The sequence below is a fragment of the Arsenophonus endosymbiont of Aleurodicus floccissimus genome (assembly GCF_900343025.1).
Taxonomy (GTDB): Bacteria; Pseudomonadota; Gammaproteobacteria; order Enterobacterales; family Enterobacteriaceae; genus Arsenophonus.
Window position 1 is genome coordinate 1,249,816 of sequence record NZ_OUND01000001.1, and the last position, 14,876, is coordinate 1,264,691.

A 14,876-nucleotide genomic window follows, 5' to 3' on the forward strand; every position below is an offset into this window, starting at 1 on the left:
CATTCCTTAAATTTTGTACGAGATTTCAACGTTGCCATCGGCATCACCCTGACCTATAAACTCAGCATTCGCCAATATCACGGTATTGATTGTTTTTGACGCCCCTGACCCCGTTTTTTCTTCGACAATCAAAATAGCACCCAGTGGGCTTTTATCCATTGCCCCTGCCACTCGCACATAGACCTTGCCCCCTTTTTTAACCTGTTGACTATACACACCGACATTCACGGTCACATAACCGCGTTTTAGCGCATCCCCACCAGTAAAGTTCTTTTCAGTGCCAACTTGCCGAATGAAATCTTGCGTTTGCGGGGTGGGGTACGGGCGAATATAAATGCCTTTGATGACGTCTGCGGTATCACCCTCACTAAGCGGCACAAAGTAATCGCCGTCATATTTACCCGCCAAGCCATAGGCGGGAAAACCGTCTTTAGATTTCAGTAACACCATTTCAGTCGTTAAATCCCGATAACATGAGATTGCACCTGCGATACCAACTGGCATCCAGTATAAATAGGGTTTCATCATTTTTTATTTTCCTCGTGTTGCCCAAAATTCGGCATTCGCTTTGTTTAAAGCCGCGATATCATTACCTGATTTTCGGATGGAATCAGTCGTGAAGGTGTTTGCGGTGTTGCGGTTTTTCGCCAGTTCTGCGACCGCATTAAACGCCATATCCACAGTGCGCTTGGGTAATCGGTTAATTTTCGCATCGCCAACAATAGAGCGGACAATAGTTTGGTCTGCGTTGGCTAACAACTGACGTTTAAAAGCCGTGGGTTTTACCGGTGTGGATAAAGCTACCCCAAGCATAATCAACTCTGCTTTATACGCCTACACCGCATCGCCGGTAATGGTTTCTGCCTTTTCGTTTTTTTCCTCGTCATCAACCGCGCCCACTGTTTTATCACTACTATCAGCGGTTTTACCCTTAAGGGCATCTAACCTTGTCAAAATGGCTTGAATGTAATCCGGTACTCCCTCATTACGAATCACTTCTTCGGGTTTTTCCGCTAGCATCGGATGTTGCGGACTAATATTAATGTTGATTGCCTTGGGTAATTCACCCGTGCCTTCATCACCGGTGAGTGATTCGGGTGGATTGTTTAAAACGGATTCCATGGCTACGGCATCTTTCGTGCGATGGGCTCTTAATAGCCGCTTGAACCAGGTTTGTGTTTTGTTTGACATACTGTCTCCAATTGCACATCGTATTCCCGCTCTGCCTTTAGGTACCAGAGCGACATGATTGCCAACGATTTCATACTGACGTGCGATGCCAGGCGCAATCTGTTCATACTGCGCGTCATAGCCACACGAGACTTCGTCGTTGCCGTGATTAATTTCCTCGATTGCGAGCGCATCTTTGATAATTAAATCCGCGATTACCAAGTCCGCCTGTTCCCCTTCTCCACGCCTCACATTTTGCACATGCCCCTGAGCCAAATCGCGCCAGTTGATGGTATCAACGAAAACAGGATTGCCTTGCTCATCTTCGGGATGTAGTAGTGTGACGTTCATCCATTCAAAAGAGGCCAGCGTTTCGGGACGAAAGACGTCACTTTCCTCTCTTTCTACCAAGATTTGTCCGCGGCTATCCGGTTTGACCTTCGGTAAATCCAAGGCGGAATAAACTTGCGTGCCCGTTCGGGCAATCGGTACGTTTTTACACAATAGCGAGCCATCCGCCATTTGGTAACGGGTGTTACCGAGGCGTGTTTTAAAAAAATATTTCATGATTTTATCTGTCAGAAAAAGAGACTCCGCAGTAGCAACGGCAATTGGGTAATGCCCCCGCGTGCCCGGTTATACCCTCCAGGGTAGGTGGGTTGAGCCAATTGACAAATTGCCCTTCCAGTTGTTTGTGAGAATGTCGTACATCCCCATCATTAGCGGTCCGCTAGATATATCCGGTTGAACCGATTGCGAGCGCTCTAGCTTGCGTTAGGGCTTGTATTGCTCGACCTGATTCGGTTCGGGCTATCATCTTTGCCCGTGAAGCTGTTATTTTTCCTGATTGCGCTATCATTTCAGCGAAATACTCAGGCCGCTCGCCGTTCACCATCGCTTCAATCGCTCTGTTTAGGGTATCATAGACCCTATCGGCGGCCTCAATCGGCAACGATTTAATATACGTGATTTGCTCATGGATAAGGGATTGCATGACATGCTCCACTGAGGTTGGGCAATTAACTGTTTAAGCTCTCGACTCATTTCGCGGCTAGTTTGCTGCCATAATTTCGCATTATCCTGTGATACCGTTTCGACAAATTTTGTCACTACCCGCTTTGCCCAACGCTCAATAAGTTCGCTGTAATCCTCTAATACTTGCTGAATGTTCAGTACTGACGCATTTGAGCCGTCGTAGCGCGAATTGATGATAGCACCAATTTCGCGGGCAACTTGACTAAGGCTCATTCGATACTGGGTTTCCGCCCGTTTTGACCGTTGGTGCGTGGACAGCACTGAGCCTTGGCGGTGCTTCGTCTTCCGCATGATTGATATCATCATCGGTGATGGTACTGCCAATACTGATAACATCGGACAAATCTCGTAGCGAGAACATGGCCGCTTTCACTGACAGCATGCCGCCATCCTGGGCGGCATTGAGCGCATTAATCATATTAACCGCGACGGTGGACTTATCCATGTCTGACATTTGCCAAAGGAGATTAAATGCAAAACTAAAATCATACTGGCAACGGTTTACCCAAGGCAGATTGATGCACTATCTCAAATAGCTTTCGTAGCGGTTGCTTCAATCGTCTTGATTGTTGTGTCGCGATATTGTCATAATAGTTAGCTAAATCTGCATCGCTGGTATTAAAGCCTGATGGCGACTGTCTAAACAACCGGACTAAGGGAATACCTGTCGCCCCGCTAATTTGTTCAGCAAACCGCGCCAGCACACTATCTAATCCTGAAAAGAAATAGCTATGCGTTTCAAAGTCACCGTCCGTATCCATGAGCGTCATCCCTTCGTTGCTCTGGTACTGACGTATCATGTCCATGTGCTTCATCAGCGATTCGTATGGCTTGCCGCCAAAACCGATGATTTCACGGAGCTTATTCACTTTGAATGTTCGTAAATACGCTTTATAGACTAATTGCGCAATACCGGTTGTGGTGCTATCAAAGGCGGTTAACCGGTCAAAGATACGTTCAATCACGGACATGTCGCACTCATTTTCTGTTTTGGCTTGCTGATAAGGGAGCGTCGCCCCATCAAAACGGATCAGGCGGCTATGATGTACTTTCCAGGCGGGGATGCCGTTCTCAACGGTCACAATGTCGTAGAATTCTGGCTTGCCTAAGTCCTTGCTTAACGTTTTGATACGACGATTCAAATCCGGGTTAACCTGCCAACGGGCAAGCGGTAAAATACCTTTGAATTTACCTTGTCCTATCGTCTCGACGCGTAAGGGTGTAAAAGGCGCTTGCACTTCTATCATAATAAACCCTAATGCGCCGCCGTAGAGCCGTGACCACTTAATTGCATTATTCAGACTTCCCCATAATTCCAGTTCATCAAATAAGGATTCGATTGCACCTTTATCGCTCGACTCCATTTGCTAGGTGATCCACACGCCTTTTCGGGTCATATCATCGGCGACGGTATCGACCGCAGCACCAATGATCCACAATGAGCGGTAGGCATATTCCAGTAATAACCGGTTTCGACTTGTCCAGTCAGGACGATAGGTTGAATCCGTATGTTGATTGGGCGTTTGCATCCCGATCCGGGCGGTAAAATTCTCATACCCATCAACGGTTTTTTGAGAGTGTGATTTTTTCTTTTTTTTTTCATGCGCTCCTGCCCAGCAGTGTCCAAATTTTAAGTGCCGTGTTCATTGGGGCGAAATTAATCATCACTGAATCGGCCAAATTGGGAGATTTTGTCCCATCGGGTTATTTATCTATTACGATTTTCCCCACGGCATTAATGGAATAAGTCGGCTGTGATAATTCAACGATGAGTTTGTCTTTGAGTCTCATTGCGCTATTAATTGCAATGAGTTCAGCCGGTTTGAAGGGTTATTTTTCCACCACCACACGATACACATTTTGAAAGCGTTTTCGTAAATGCCACTAACTTTGTGCTTTGGCATTGGCGAAAAAATCTTTGTTCAATCGCGCATTTTGGCCGTCAAATCCGGCGATCGTTTCTTTGTCTGGGTCAAACACCCCACCACTACCGCGAAACGGCACGGCGTCAATACGTGCGGCTCTTTTTTGTCTGCGCTGGTCATTGATAATTCTAGCGTCCCCTCGCACACCTACCCTTAATCCATCTTCATCAAAGCGAAAACTTTCAAGCTGATATTTATCGGCTAAATTGAACACCTATTCAACGCTGCCAAAAATATCACTGCCTTTTCACGACCATTCCTCAATACCTTCAAGTAAAAAGCCATGGCGCCAAGAAAAGGCATTATTGTATCTACCCTCATCTGCAGCATCAAATGTGCCGAGACGTATACCCGTTGGGTTAATGCCAAGTTTCGTGTGGGCATCAATTGCTGCCTGTACCCATTCAGTCGGAATTAAGACGCCTTCAACCGACGCCTGATAGTTCAAATCCAGCTCTTGCGCCACAATGACCGGATTATCAATTTTCAAGCACTCTTTTTCGTACCACGCATCGTCTTTACGGGGGTCACTGCGCCAGTGAAAGGTAAACACCGGAATGCGTCCGCTATGGCGTTTTTGGGCAAACTGATTAGCCATGCCGTTAACCGAGCTCAAATCAATGGGACAGCGAGTCGTTTGCGATAGGGCGGGCATCAATCAGTAACGGACGCGGTAAAAACGCGGCTTCATCGACAAAATAGAGTGTCGTGCGGTCGCCACGCCCGATATTATCCCCCGCTTCACCCTTGATAATGGCGCCTGTATTTGGGAAATTGACCTGCATGTAGGGGGCGTGTTTTTTCGCTTCCCCGCCACCCCTAAACTCTTGAGGTAACGTTTCCACAAATTTGCGCGCTTTCCAAAAAAGCGCTTTTGGGTTACCTGTGCTGTCAACATACTCTTCTTTGCGTGAACCAAAGCCAATTATCATCTCTTTGTTAAAGAGACATAAAGCGCAGGCGAGTGCAATTGACGTCCAGCTTAAGCCCATCTCACGGCTTTTTCGGTAATGCCATTTTCACGTCCACGCCAGCGGGTCATTATCCACTCAATCCAGGCTTCCTGTTTCGGGAAAAGCAAAAAATAATAGTCACCGGTAGTCCATAATCAATGTTGCATGGGTCTGTGGTCATACGCCAGTCAATAATAAACTGCGCGGGATTATCTTTATAAAATCGGGTTAATATTTTAAGGATTTCCGGCTGTTCACGAAGACGCTTTAATCGCTCAGCACGCCACTCAAACACCTGGACATAATCCGGCTTTTAAAAATTAAAAGGAAACGGTAATGGCATAGGAAATTTACGAAAAATCGCCTCTATTTAACATAATGACACTTATGTGCACTTGGGGGTTTTAGCACTCAGACAAAAAAACTCCGCGAAAGGCTTAAAAAAGAGACGTTTTCTCAGCGAAAAACTGACATTTTTGAATATAACATATTGTTAACAAATAACCGCTATTACCGTTCAGGAAATTTTCATTATGAAAGCCTTATTTTTGCAATTTAACCCATCAATTTTGGTAGGCTTCTGCCACCTGTTCAGGTGTCATATCATGGGTAATATGCCCGATAGGATTACCTGCTTTGCCTGTGTGCTCATTACTGATCTGTTCGCGAAAAGCCTGAACAGCAATATGCTTGCCCAATAGATTGAGGTTTTTAATTTTGTACGGCCACTTTATCTTCTTAAGCAACGCCTCTTTGCCTTTTACCTGAATAGCTGCAATATCCAAGCCGCTTAATGTTGTTCGCCATATTTTAGGCCAGTCTTTGATCGGTTTTAAATCACCTGATTCGTTGAGAATATCCAATACATCCATCTAGTCGATATCAACCAGTCGCTTGAGAACGTAGTCAGCGTTAACCTCAATGCGATTCTTGCGCGCTTCCATAAGCGCTTGAATGCGTTTTTGAATGTCTGGTTTTATTACTTTCTCGTCCCCCTATCATACGGCCTGTTTTTTCGCTATAGCCGGGCTCTTATTACCGCCTGCGTTGCATTTAAATCAATCAGGTACTCTCGACAAAATGCTTCCTGCTTGTTTGTGAGAGTCATAATATCTACCTCAATTAATAATTATCGTATTTTTGTTAATTTCGCCCATCGTTTAGCCTGATTCAAACAATCTTCCATCATCTTTCCTCTTCTACTTGCGGCTTATTTGCGGTAATAGCGGATAGCTTCAGTTGTGACTAAACTTGTTACAGATATAGAAAAGCCGAGCTTGATTAACTCGGCTTCATAAAAAAATTTTATAGTTAACAACTGTAGTAATTATTTGATTAATATATCTAGTTTATCGAAAATAAAATCTAATTTTACCATTTTGAGAACTATTAGACATAATTTCGCCATTTTTTCCTGATGGAGTAGGCTTTTGTTGATCAAACTTCCAATCTATCGATTTTGGTGGAGATGTCAGTTTATCATAAACTATACTTATATTTTTCATGCTGACATATTCATCCGGTGGAAAATCAACGTAATTTTCTGTATATGGCTCAAAACACTCTATAATACGGTCAAAAGAATTAACACTTTTTACATTTAAAGTAATTTCTTCAAATTTACTTCCAGTAAAGCCAAAGAAATAATTGTAATATTTATCTTCTATACATTCTATTCTAATAAAACCTTCTAGTTCATCAGCAGGATTAACTTTTATTGTTTTACTGGAATGATATTCACCATCATTACTTGTATAAACATTATATACCTCCCAAAATTGACCGCCTTCACTTTCACCTGGAATCTCTTAAAAATGGCTTCCCCAAGCAAGAACAGGCTGAAAAAAAGATCTTTTGATTGCATGCCATTCCATGGAAACAATGTTTCTTCTGTATTTGGATTGGATGGGACTACCCAGGAAATTTTGAAACTTTTAAAATTTTCTTTTTCGATTAAAGGAGCTTCGACAATAATATCCAACGATAGCATCAAAACTATCATTTGTTTTTTCAAAACTCTTTGAACCAGGTTTAATTTTTATCATAATCACTCCATTTTCTATTTTTATACCTTTTCACTTATTTCAAAAAAATATTGCTGCATTATATGTAAAAATACTTGTGTTATATAATATAAAGATATTAAGATAATTATCTAATTTTATTAGAAGCTACATTTGACACTGGATTTTAATGTACTGCTGTAAATATTCGGTCTGCTTTTGGTTCTCTACTATCATCTCTCGTAGACGGAAATAATCTTTTCTAGCTGTTTCGCTAAGTCTTGGGGTGACTTCATCATGTCAGCTCTGTGGAGTAACGGTTTTGGATGCCTAACAAATGGCGTTGACGCGAAACCGCTTATTGTGCTAGCACGCACAGCATCATTGAGCTTGGTAATTTTAGCTTTGGCATCACTTAGTTCCTCGGGGTGTTGAATATCGAGTTGATGATACAAGGCATCTATCTTTTGCTGCTTTAATTTCGCGGCTTCGAGTTGAGCGTGATATTGCTGTTTTAGCGTTTGATAGTTTTGCTTGACGGTTTGATAATGGGCGTTGATGAAAACGAATGATAACATCAAGCCAACAATAATCACTACGACAAATGCGTAAGGTCGCCATAACATATTACGCTCTCTATTTCTCGACGAGTCATTAGCCCTTTCCACACTTCGCCTTTCACATAAACCCACCGCCTCATCTCATCACAAGCGGTCATTCGCGTTGAGCTTTTTGAGTAAGGTTGATTTGGCAAAATTACCCACGCCAACGTTATAGGCAAATGAGTAAAGGGCGGATTGAGTCAACGTATTGATACTGACCTTAATCAACCGGTCAACATAACACTTAACGGCTTTCAAATCGTCATTAAGCCACTTATCACATTCCGCTTTGGTTGTACGTCTTGTTGCGCTCAATATCGCTGCCTGTATGCCCGTAGCAAACAGAAAGAATACCGCCACCGTGTCAAAATAGGGCTAAGTCTCAACCCTTCGAAATGCGTTATCATGCTTGAGGCTAAAAACAGCGCACTACCACCCGTTGCCATCAATATCTTTTTCGGTATTTTCATACTGACGTTCCTTGAGCCTGTACTCCTTTTTGCGGTAGTAGACGTTAATTAAAAATGTCCCTATCGCGCAGACAATACCTACCACAGCGATCCACTCTTCAAGGGTAAAGAAACCTAAAATGGTCGTCATAATGCCCCAGAGATAGGCGGGTAGGTGTTGAGTATTTTTCAGACATACGCATATACCCTCCCGTTGAGGGTTCCGTTGCTTTAAATTAAAAAGGGAGACAGCCGCCTTACTGATATGGGTTTCTGGATTTGTGAGTATTGCGTGCCGTAAAAACAAAAAACCTCGCAAAAGCAAGGTAAGCAAAATTTAAGCAATCGAGGTTTTTTTATCAGCCTACATTTCTGCTGGACGCAAAAATTCACCCTGAGCACTTTAACATACCTTTTGCGCGCGCACTAGTGATTGATACCTGTTTGTATGATATGTCGATATCTAATTGAATATCAAGGGCTTCTAAGCATCCTAGGATAAATCCTTCCGCAATTTGCATTCTTTCTCTGATTTCACCGTCACGCACTTTGAACTTTCGCTCAATGGCACGCTTGGAGATGCCTCTGATGTAATAATCCTCAATGTAATTCAATTCTCGTGCCATACCCACCGTGTTAAGGCGACTGACGCACACATCAATCACTAGCCCATCTGCATCACTGCACGATAAGCGATTTGCTCCTGTAAACGGCATGAAGCGATTAAAACCTGATACCCCTGGTAGCCAGCTCACCGATGCATATAGATTACCCGTACACCAACCACCCCAATGTAAAAGTATTTTCTTTATGTCTCTGCTCATGATCTTTTCGCTCCGCTAGAAGTGTGAAAACATGGAGGTGGCACTGGGTGGCGCTTAAAATACCTATCTGCCTACTTACTAAGCGTTACCTTATCTGCATCTTTACAAAAAAGGTAGGAGGTGGCAGATACTTTAAACATATATATATAAAATACGTATATTATGTAATAAAATATTACAATATCTCGCCCGTAATATATTAAAACATATGCCACCTCCCACCTTTTCTTGTAGTTCTTCGCATTTTTCTAACGCTATACGTACTTCTTCGTTTGTTAAATTTCTTTTTTTTACAAGTACCCAAGGACGAACAGTTTTACCTTTGAGTTTTAATTTTGCATATTGCGTCAACCCTTTTGCTCTTAAAATCGCCGTAATTTGTTTAACGTTGATCTCCACTGCTGTACCCATATCACTAATAATAAAATTAACTATCTGCTGATAGGTCATAACGGGAGAAATAGGCGCATCAATCAAATCATGCAAAGTTTTGGCAACATCTGAACGACCGCTTTCTTTCATAATTTGCCGTTCTTCAGTATCAGGCGCTCTTTGCCAATCGAATTGATTCAAATCAATGGATTTTAAATACCAAAATACCTGTGATATAAAATTAGCGTCATGTAAATGTTGATAAAGGTTTTCATAATACTTGACATCTTTTAAATGATCAGGCCCTCTAAAGACCGCAATAGGTCTATCCTCTTCAGGGATAATAATGGCATCTATATGGTTAGATAAAAACAGAAAGCTAGTAAAAATATCTTCAGTTATTTTCTTTCCATATTTATTATTAACTTCAAATCTAGGCTCGGTAAGAATGTCACGTAATTGATCACTAATTGAATACTTTTTATCCGTATTTTCTCTTACTTCATCGACGGTATATAGTAGAGAATGATGTAAATAGTCATGATATTGATTTTTGCAAATAACATCCATTTTCACCCTTGTACAATTCCAAGAGCCTAGAATTTTCTCCATCATTTGAATCACCCATCCTCACCTGGTTCCGTGTAACGTAGATATATGAAGCCATAGTAATAAGGCATCGACGATCGGGGCGTTGAACTATCCAGGCTAAACGCGCAATAAAAAAGTCCATTTGCTCTTTTTTAAGCAAAAGATATTCCATGTGTTTACGAAATACGTTATCTGACTTATCAAAATTAGAAACCGTTGCATGGTCAGGGAGATAAAACTCATTAATATCGAAGCGCCCATCATGCCGTTTAATTAAACGCCCTTCACCTGGTTGGTATCCAATACTTTCAGCAACGCGTTTTTTAGGATGCACTATCCAATATTTCGCTGCTGGAATTAGTTGACCTTTTTTTACTTATTGACGGTATTTGATAAGGCGCCATCAGATTTTTAAATGATTTCATTTCGATGACACAATTATAAGGGGGTCGTGATAAATCACACATCTGATCACCTTTGACTACATAAATGAAACGTTCAAGGAAGTGGCTTGTCATATCCATATTGATATCGGTAAAACCCTCTTCAGTCTTATTATCCGACAGATCGTCAAAATCATCTTTACTAAACCCAATAGCGTGCAAGAAATCGCCATCGTTTCGGTGTGCACAACTGGCATGCAGACATTTAAAATAGCCTACTTCAAAACCGGCTGTATTTTTAGGGAAATACGCTGTACTGGTGACCCCACTATCAGTACTATGTCCACTTTCAAAAGGGCAAGTGATATAGTGTTCTCCATTACGACCACAGTCCAGTATTAGCCCATGACTGTCCAAGTACTCAGCGACCTCATCAGTTGCATTAAGCGTTGCGATCGAACAGTCTCTTACTTTACCTAAACGACTCGATTCAGATGAAGATAAAACGGGTAACTCGACAGCTAATGCCTGCCAGAAATCATTTAACTGATTTTCCGTAATCATAAAACGTTCAGAGGGTAAATCATTATCCCAACGAATTCGCGCAACAGTAGGATGTGCGACCATGGCAACAAATTGTTGCCCTTTAGCGAGAAGTTCAACGATCCCCAAATCGGTTTTTAAACGATGCACACGTTTAGAATACTCACCTTCTACTGCGATGAGGTAAAGGCATTATGTTACTGTTATCTCGAAAACGGCGAGGCGGAATTTGACCAAAAGACTGTAGCATAAAGGCTTGGATACGGGCTTGCATATCAGCATCGTCACTATCACAATCCAGTGCTAGTATACCAGAGTCTGTTTTGACACAGATACCGTAATCAGGCTCCATCATCCATTTTTCGATATCTGCCCCTGAGGAAGATTTGCTAGTCCATTCTGCTATCCCAATAACCTGTCGCTGAGAATTATACATAGAGGGCGTTTTGCCTAGTGCTTTCATTTTACTGGAAGGCGAAATAGCAGCCTCAGCATTACAAACCACAGATAATAATCTATCGGTATAACCGAGGATTAAATCGAAGTGCACCAATTCATCAGGTAACGCACCTCATTTTTTTAAGTGATCAAGCTCGTCATAAGAGCCAGCAACAGCAGGACTCGCGCGCTGATCACTAACACTACGCCCGACAGAATAATTGATTTGCATGGGTTATTTGGCCTTTGACTTAGTCGGTATTATTATGTTGTGAATTTTCTGTATGGTATTTTCTGTATAACTCAGGACTATACTTAAGTGATCCATTGGTTATTTTTTCAATAAGTAATGCAGATTTTTCAGGGATAACATCCCTCCATTGTCCAACAGCCTGTGGAGATATCCCCAAAACCTTAGCAAAATTCCTTTTTGAGCGAAAATAACTAACAACAATTGCTTTTAACATTCAGAAACCTCAAAATTATAAATTAAAGTTTACCTTTTATAAATAATATTTTACATAATAAAGAGGAGTTTACAAGTGGCTGAATATGATAGGGAAGCAATAGGCCGTAGAATTTACGAAAGACGAACTGAATTAGGTCTAAGAGCAATAGATTTAGCTGACCTAATCGGGGTCAGTCGCGTAGCGGTGTCTCAATGGGAAAGAGGACTAAGCGTTTTAGGTGGGGATAAATTAATGAATATAGCCGAAGCCTTGAAATGCTCTCCTGAATGGATCATTGCTGGTACAGATCATTTGGAGAAAATACAAGACCTAGACCTAAACATTGAAGCATCTGATATTAAAATACTTAGACTTGCTCAGCAACTACCTGAAACTGAGAAAGATAATCTAATAAAAATGCTTGAAGACAAAATCGAATATTATAGAAAATTATACACCGAACTCACTCAAAAACTTTCGCCTCAAAAATAAGCTGTTAGATAAAACTGCACAGCATATATCTAAATCTTTTCACTAAAATTATCCATATCAAGATGTAAGGTACAATAAAATTTACCTTACATCTTGATATTAATATTTATGAAAACTAAGATTTATTAAAATCAGTAAGGAGACTTACTAACGGGCAACGACTTTACATTACTCGCTAAAATTATTGATATATCAGAGCAAATAAAATTACTACAAAGAATTTCTTTTAGTCTTTCCGGCGAGGAAAGAGATGTTTTGAATGCATTGGTTCTAGATAAAGCAATCGAATTAAAATCACTTTCAGTGAAAGTGCGTGACCAGATCGAGTTAACAAACGATGCTCACTGACTCAGAAATCATCAACGCAACAAACAAAGCATATACAGAAAAACAAAAGAAATTTATAGAGTATTTTAACACTAGAGAAAATAAAAAAATGCCATTAAACATTCTATTAAAAAAATACGTTATTTATGCAAATGGATATATGTACAGTGTAAGACAAACAAATAACTACTAACACGCTCTTTAACAATTTAGAAAATCCGAATGTACAGCGCGTTATGTCTGTATGAGTACAGTAATGCACGTTGCATTAAGTGCGATCCGTTCTTTGCAAGACAGCAATGTCAAAGGACAGGCAGCCATAATGGACTGTACAAACGCAAAAAACACTAATTATAGGTCATTTTGCGAAGTGGCCTATGGTAAGTGATGACAGTAAGCTATAGCTCTAAATTACGTTAAATACAGGAGGTCAAACATGGATAACGAACAGTTAAAGTTAAGTAAGAAAACCGTAATTGTTGACGGGAAGGAAATTGATAAAGAAATTGTTCACCACTGCATAGATAAGGTTGAGCAAGCAGTTCTGGATGTTGTGACACATTTAGTAAAAAAGGGTGCTGAAAAAGAAGACGTTATTAATGCTGCAAAAACTACCGCTGAGGCGATAGGTAGTTGGAATGGTTTTTAATCTTTTTGACCTAGCTTCTTCCAAACATCTAAAGACTTCTTGCTGTCAGCATCTTTGATGATTGTTTGATAAACTGCTTCTAATCCAAGAACTTCAATAAGATATTCTTCAGGGGTACATATTTTACCACAACGTCTCAGATATTCAACTGTTAAAGCGCGAGCATCGTATTTATAGCATACAAGTTTTTCATTTTTATTAGACATTAGATTCTCCTTATAAGTTAATAGAACCGTAAGGATACCATCTCGCCTGACGTTGTTAAAAGCATGCAATGAATAAATTGCGACTTAACCAAGCAGTACTGCTCTTTAACACCCTTTCGCTGAAAAAGCGAACCATAAAACACCAAAACAGTCGGTTTTGGGGTGTGTGAAATAACCAAAATACAGTCATTAAGTTAAAAACCAACACCAGGGTACTACCCAATATGGCTGTAAATATAAACCGGATAGCTCTGGCACACACCGCCAAAACCCATTGGTATTTAGGAGAAATGATGAAATTTGAAGAATTGAGTGAAAAATCTCAAGAGAAAGCCAGTGAAGCTTTACTGTATGCATTACAGGCGGAAATGGATTCAAATCGCTCTTATTTGATAATATCAGGGCGAAAGCGCTTGCATCGGCTATCAGAGACGGTTTCATTGCGCTGGAAACAGAGGCAACAAACTGCAGCAAGCAAAAGTAGGACTATCTTATCTTTGAAAGGCAAATGATTAACCTCTAGTTAATACTTTTAGCTAATTCTGAAAGAATTTGAGTGACTGCCCCTGTATTAGCAAATAAAGTATCAACACATTTACCTACAACAAATTCTGCGCCTTTCTCTTTTAATAGTTTTAATAGTGTTTTCTTTTCTCATTGTGGCAAATTCGTGTTATTGATAATGGTTTCTAGTTGCTTAAGGGTATTTTTGTGAATTTTAATAGTGACGACGTTTACTTCACTGCCGATGGTATCGGTATTGGCGTAATCAAAACCTTTGGCGGTCAGCGCTATGCAATCGATATTAAAAAAAGGTTGTCGATCAATACTGAAAGAAACAGCTTTAGGTTCAATTAATCCTATTTTCATCAAATAGCTGGTATCTGCTGCCAACTGTTCCCAACCTAATTTATCTGCCAAGGTATTCAACTGTTCTCTATTAATTGGCTCCATAGGTCTATCAGGATTATTTAGTGCTCAAATTATCATGAGATGTCTCTCTTTAATTGCCCTCATTACAAGTTTTATTCCTTTTTTATGTGCTGTGGGAAACACATAGTAACCTATTTTGTGTGTTGTGGGAATACACAAAAGGGAGCGATCCTGACGCGCCAGAAATATCAGGCAACTCAATAAATAGTTGATCACCTGTAATCCCTGACATATTCATAAGGGAAATCATAATAGGCATTGCATCTATGGCAATAGAAAAGCGTAGCATGAAGAGAAGTAGTAACTGGTTTAGTGACAGCATACTAAAGTATCGATTTCACGCCAGATTCATAGCATTGAATACAAAAATAATAAGGTTTTTACTCAGTATTTTCAGGTGTTTTACTACGGTGGACTACCGTACCCGGTTGAGGGTAATAAAGTTCATAATTGGATTTTGCAATCAACCATTGCTCTTTGTTATTAACCTCTTTTTCAAGTTCAATGATGCGATTCTTTGCCATCATCAAAA

General features: G+C 40.7%; 19 protein-coding genes and 5 pseudogenes. 3 read left to right on the plus strand and 21 right to left on the minus strand.

Annotation, left to right across the window (positions count from 1 at the left end; genetic code table 11):
• Nucleotides 1-6: 6 nt before the first annotated feature.
• From ARADI_RS07010 to ARADI_RS07090, 18 genes and pseudogenes are all read right to left on the minus strand, one after another.
• Nucleotides 7-528 (minus strand): structural cement protein Gp24, encoded by a 522-nt coding sequence (locus ARADI_RS07010; protein WP_439647083.1) that lies wholly within the window; start codon nt 526-528, stop codon nt 7-9.
• A 3-nt stretch (nt 529-531) separates the two neighbouring features.
• Nucleotides 532-1,737 (minus strand): annotated as a pseudogene (locus tag ARADI_RS07015) (DUF2213 domain-containing protein).
• Between the two features lie 163 nt (nt 1,738-1,900).
• Nucleotides 1,901-2,122 carry a putative phage head morphogenesis protein gene (locus tag ARADI_RS20830; RefSeq protein WP_369406954.1) on the minus strand — a complete coding sequence of 74 codons (222 nt, stop codon included), beginning with the start codon at nt 2,120-2,122 and terminating at the stop codon, nt 1,901-1,903.
• Nucleotides 2,083-2,418, minus strand: coding sequence for a hypothetical protein (locus ARADI_RS20835; protein ID WP_369406955.1), 336 nt, complete (start codon nt 2,416-2,418; stop codon nt 2,083-2,085). The genes ARADI_RS20830 and ARADI_RS20835 overlap by 40 nt, the downstream gene beginning before the upstream one ends.
• A pseudogene (locus tag ARADI_RS07025) lies at nt 2,408-3,734 on the minus strand (DUF1073 domain-containing protein). The gene ARADI_RS20835 and the pseudogene ARADI_RS07025 overlap by 11 nt, the downstream one beginning before the upstream one ends.
• Before the next feature lie 70 nt (nt 3,735-3,804).
• Nucleotides 3,805-5,264 (minus strand): annotated as a pseudogene (locus ARADI_RS07030) (terminase large subunit).
• Between the two features lie 382 nt (nt 5,265-5,646).
• Nucleotides 5,647-6,191: pseudogene (locus ARADI_RS07035) on the minus strand (terminase small subunit).
• A 606-nt stretch (nt 6,192-6,797) separates the two neighbouring features.
• Nucleotides 6,798-7,097: a hypothetical protein gene (locus ARADI_RS07040; protein ID WP_119711555.1), complete on the minus strand. Its 300-nt coding sequence runs from the start codon at nt 7,095-7,097 to the stop codon at nt 6,798-6,800.
• A 157-nt stretch (nt 7,098-7,254) separates the two neighbouring features.
• Entirely contained in the window at nt 7,255-7,323 is a 69-nt protein-coding gene (locus ARADI_RS20840) for a hypothetical protein (protein WP_439647092.1), read from the minus strand.
• Complete coding sequence (locus ARADI_RS07050) at nt 7,320-7,754, minus strand: lysis system spanin subunit (RefSeq protein ID WP_238149263.1); 435 nt, start codon at nt 7,752-7,754, stop codon at nt 7,320-7,322. The genes ARADI_RS20840 and ARADI_RS07050 overlap by 4 nt, the downstream gene beginning before the upstream one ends.
• A pseudogene (locus tag ARADI_RS07055) lies at nt 7,682-8,048 on the minus strand (lysozyme). Before ARADI_RS07055 ends, ARADI_RS07050 begins: the two are co-directional and overlap by 73 nt.
• A 69-nt stretch (nt 8,049-8,117) precedes the next feature.
• The gene (locus ARADI_RS07060) at nt 8,118-8,444 is read right to left on the minus strand and encodes a phage holin family protein (protein WP_238149193.1); all 327 of its coding nucleotides are present in this window, start codon (nt 8,442-8,444) and stop codon (nt 8,118-8,120) included.
• An 82-nt stretch (nt 8,445-8,526) separates the two neighbouring features.
• Nucleotides 8,527-8,961, minus strand: a complete 435-nt coding sequence (locus tag ARADI_RS07065; RefSeq protein WP_182853133.1) for an antiterminator Q family protein — start codon at nt 8,959-8,961, stop codon at nt 8,527-8,529.
• Nucleotides 8,962-9,093: 132 nt separating this feature from the next.
• Nucleotides 9,094-9,903, minus strand: a complete 810-nt coding sequence (locus ARADI_RS07070; RefSeq protein WP_238149194.1) for a primase-helicase family protein — start codon at nt 9,901-9,903, stop codon at nt 9,094-9,096.
• Nucleotides 9,872-10,258, minus strand: coding sequence for a hypothetical protein (locus ARADI_RS07075; protein WP_182853135.1), 387 nt, complete (start codon nt 10,256-10,258; stop codon nt 9,872-9,874). Before ARADI_RS07075 ends, ARADI_RS07070 begins: the two co-directional genes overlap by 32 nt.
• A complete protein-coding gene (locus ARADI_RS07080; RefSeq protein ID WP_182853136.1) occupies nt 10,248-11,000 on the minus strand; it encodes a hypothetical protein in 753 nt (250 codons plus the stop codon). The genes ARADI_RS07075 and ARADI_RS07080 overlap by 11 nt, the downstream gene beginning before the upstream one ends.
• Before the next feature lie 13 nt (nt 11,001-11,013).
• A complete protein-coding gene (locus tag ARADI_RS07085; RefSeq protein ID WP_238149195.1) occupies nt 11,014-11,400 on the minus strand; it encodes a hypothetical protein in 387 nt (128 codons plus the stop codon).
• Nucleotides 11,401-11,539: 139 nt separating this feature from the next.
• Nucleotides 11,540-11,755 carry a Cro/CI family transcriptional regulator gene (locus ARADI_RS07090; RefSeq protein WP_119711558.1) on the minus strand — a complete coding sequence of 72 codons (216 nt, stop codon included), beginning with the start codon at nt 11,753-11,755 and terminating at the stop codon, nt 11,540-11,542.
• A gap of 75 nt (nt 11,756-11,830) precedes the next feature.
• Here ARADI_RS07090 and ARADI_RS07095 point away from each other — a divergent pair, with 75 nt between their 5' ends.
• Together ARADI_RS07095 and ARADI_RS07100 are read left to right on the plus strand one after the other, a co-directional pair.
• Nucleotides 11,831-12,229, plus strand: coding sequence for a helix-turn-helix domain-containing protein (locus ARADI_RS07095; RefSeq protein ID WP_182853138.1), 399 nt, complete (start codon nt 11,831-11,833; stop codon nt 12,227-12,229).
• 763 nt (nt 12,230-12,992) lie between these two features.
• The gene (locus ARADI_RS07100) at nt 12,993-13,205 is read left to right on the plus strand and encodes a hypothetical protein (RefSeq protein ID WP_119711561.1); all 213 of its coding nucleotides are present in this window, start codon (nt 12,993-12,995) and stop codon (nt 13,203-13,205) included.
• On the opposite strand, the gene ARADI_RS07105 is transcribed toward ARADI_RS07100, so the two are convergent.
• Nucleotides 13,202-13,411 carry a hypothetical protein gene (locus ARADI_RS07105; RefSeq protein WP_119711562.1) on the minus strand — a complete coding sequence of 70 codons (210 nt, stop codon included), beginning with the start codon at nt 13,409-13,411 and terminating at the stop codon, nt 13,202-13,204. The genes ARADI_RS07100 and ARADI_RS07105 overlap by 4 nt on opposite strands.
• Nucleotides 13,412-13,635: 224 nt before the next feature.
• Here ARADI_RS07105 and ARADI_RS07110 point away from each other — a divergent pair, with 224 nt between their 5' ends.
• Nucleotides 13,636-13,923 carry a hypothetical protein gene (locus ARADI_RS07110; protein ID WP_119711563.1) on the plus strand — a complete coding sequence of 96 codons (288 nt, stop codon included), beginning with the start codon at nt 13,636-13,638 and terminating at the stop codon, nt 13,921-13,923.
• A 142-nt stretch (nt 13,924-14,065) separates the two neighbouring features.
• Here ARADI_RS07110 and ARADI_RS07115 read toward each other — a convergent pair whose 3' ends face one another.
• Nucleotides 14,066-14,365, minus strand: coding sequence for a hypothetical protein (locus ARADI_RS07115; RefSeq protein WP_147392385.1), 300 nt, complete (start codon nt 14,363-14,365; stop codon nt 14,066-14,068).
• Between the two features lie 359 nt (nt 14,366-14,724).
• Nucleotides 14,725-14,871, minus strand: a complete 147-nt coding sequence (locus ARADI_RS07120; protein WP_182853139.1) for a hypothetical protein — start codon at nt 14,869-14,871, stop codon at nt 14,725-14,727.
• Nucleotides 14,872-14,876 lie beyond the last annotated feature (5 nt).

What these genes read in the sequence shown, in the direction of transcription:
- ARADI_RS07010 (WP_439647083.1), bottom strand. Translation starts at nt 528, where the DNA reads ATGATGAAACCCTATTTATACTGGATGCCAGTTGGTATCGCAGGTGCA.
- ARADI_RS07105 (WP_119711562.1), bottom strand. Translation starts at nt 13,411, where the DNA reads ATGTCTAATAAAAATGAAAAACTTGTATGCTATAAATACGATGCTCGC.
- ARADI_RS07065 (WP_182853133.1), bottom strand. Translation starts at nt 8,961, where the DNA reads ATGAGCAGAGACATAAAGAAAATACTTTTACATTGGGGTGGTTGGTGT.
- ARADI_RS20835 (WP_369406955.1), bottom strand. Translation starts at nt 2,418, where the DNA reads ATGAGCCTTAGTCAAGTTGCCCGCGAAATTGGTGCTATCATCAATTCG.
- ARADI_RS07115 (WP_147392385.1), bottom strand. Translation starts at nt 14,365, where the DNA reads ATGGAGCCAATTAATAGAGAACAGTTGAATACCTTGGCAGATAAATTA.
- ARADI_RS07090 (WP_119711558.1), bottom strand. Translation starts at nt 11,755, where the DNA reads ATGTTAAAAGCAATTGTTGTTAGTTATTTTCGCTCAAAAAGGAATTTT.
- ARADI_RS07100 (WP_119711561.1), top strand. Translation starts at nt 12,993, where the DNA reads ATGGATAACGAACAGTTAAAGTTAAGTAAGAAAACCGTAATTGTTGAC.
- ARADI_RS07120 (WP_182853139.1), bottom strand. Translation starts at nt 14,871, where the DNA reads ATGATGGCAAAGAATCGCATCATTGAACTTGAAAAAGAGGTTAATAAC.
- ARADI_RS07070 (WP_238149194.1), bottom strand. Translation starts at nt 9,903, where the DNA reads ATGGATGTTATTTGCAAAAATCAATATCATGACTATTTACATCATTCT.
- ARADI_RS07110 (WP_119711563.1), top strand. Translation starts at nt 13,636, where the DNA reads ATGGCTGTAAATATAAACCGGATAGCTCTGGCACACACCGCCAAAACC.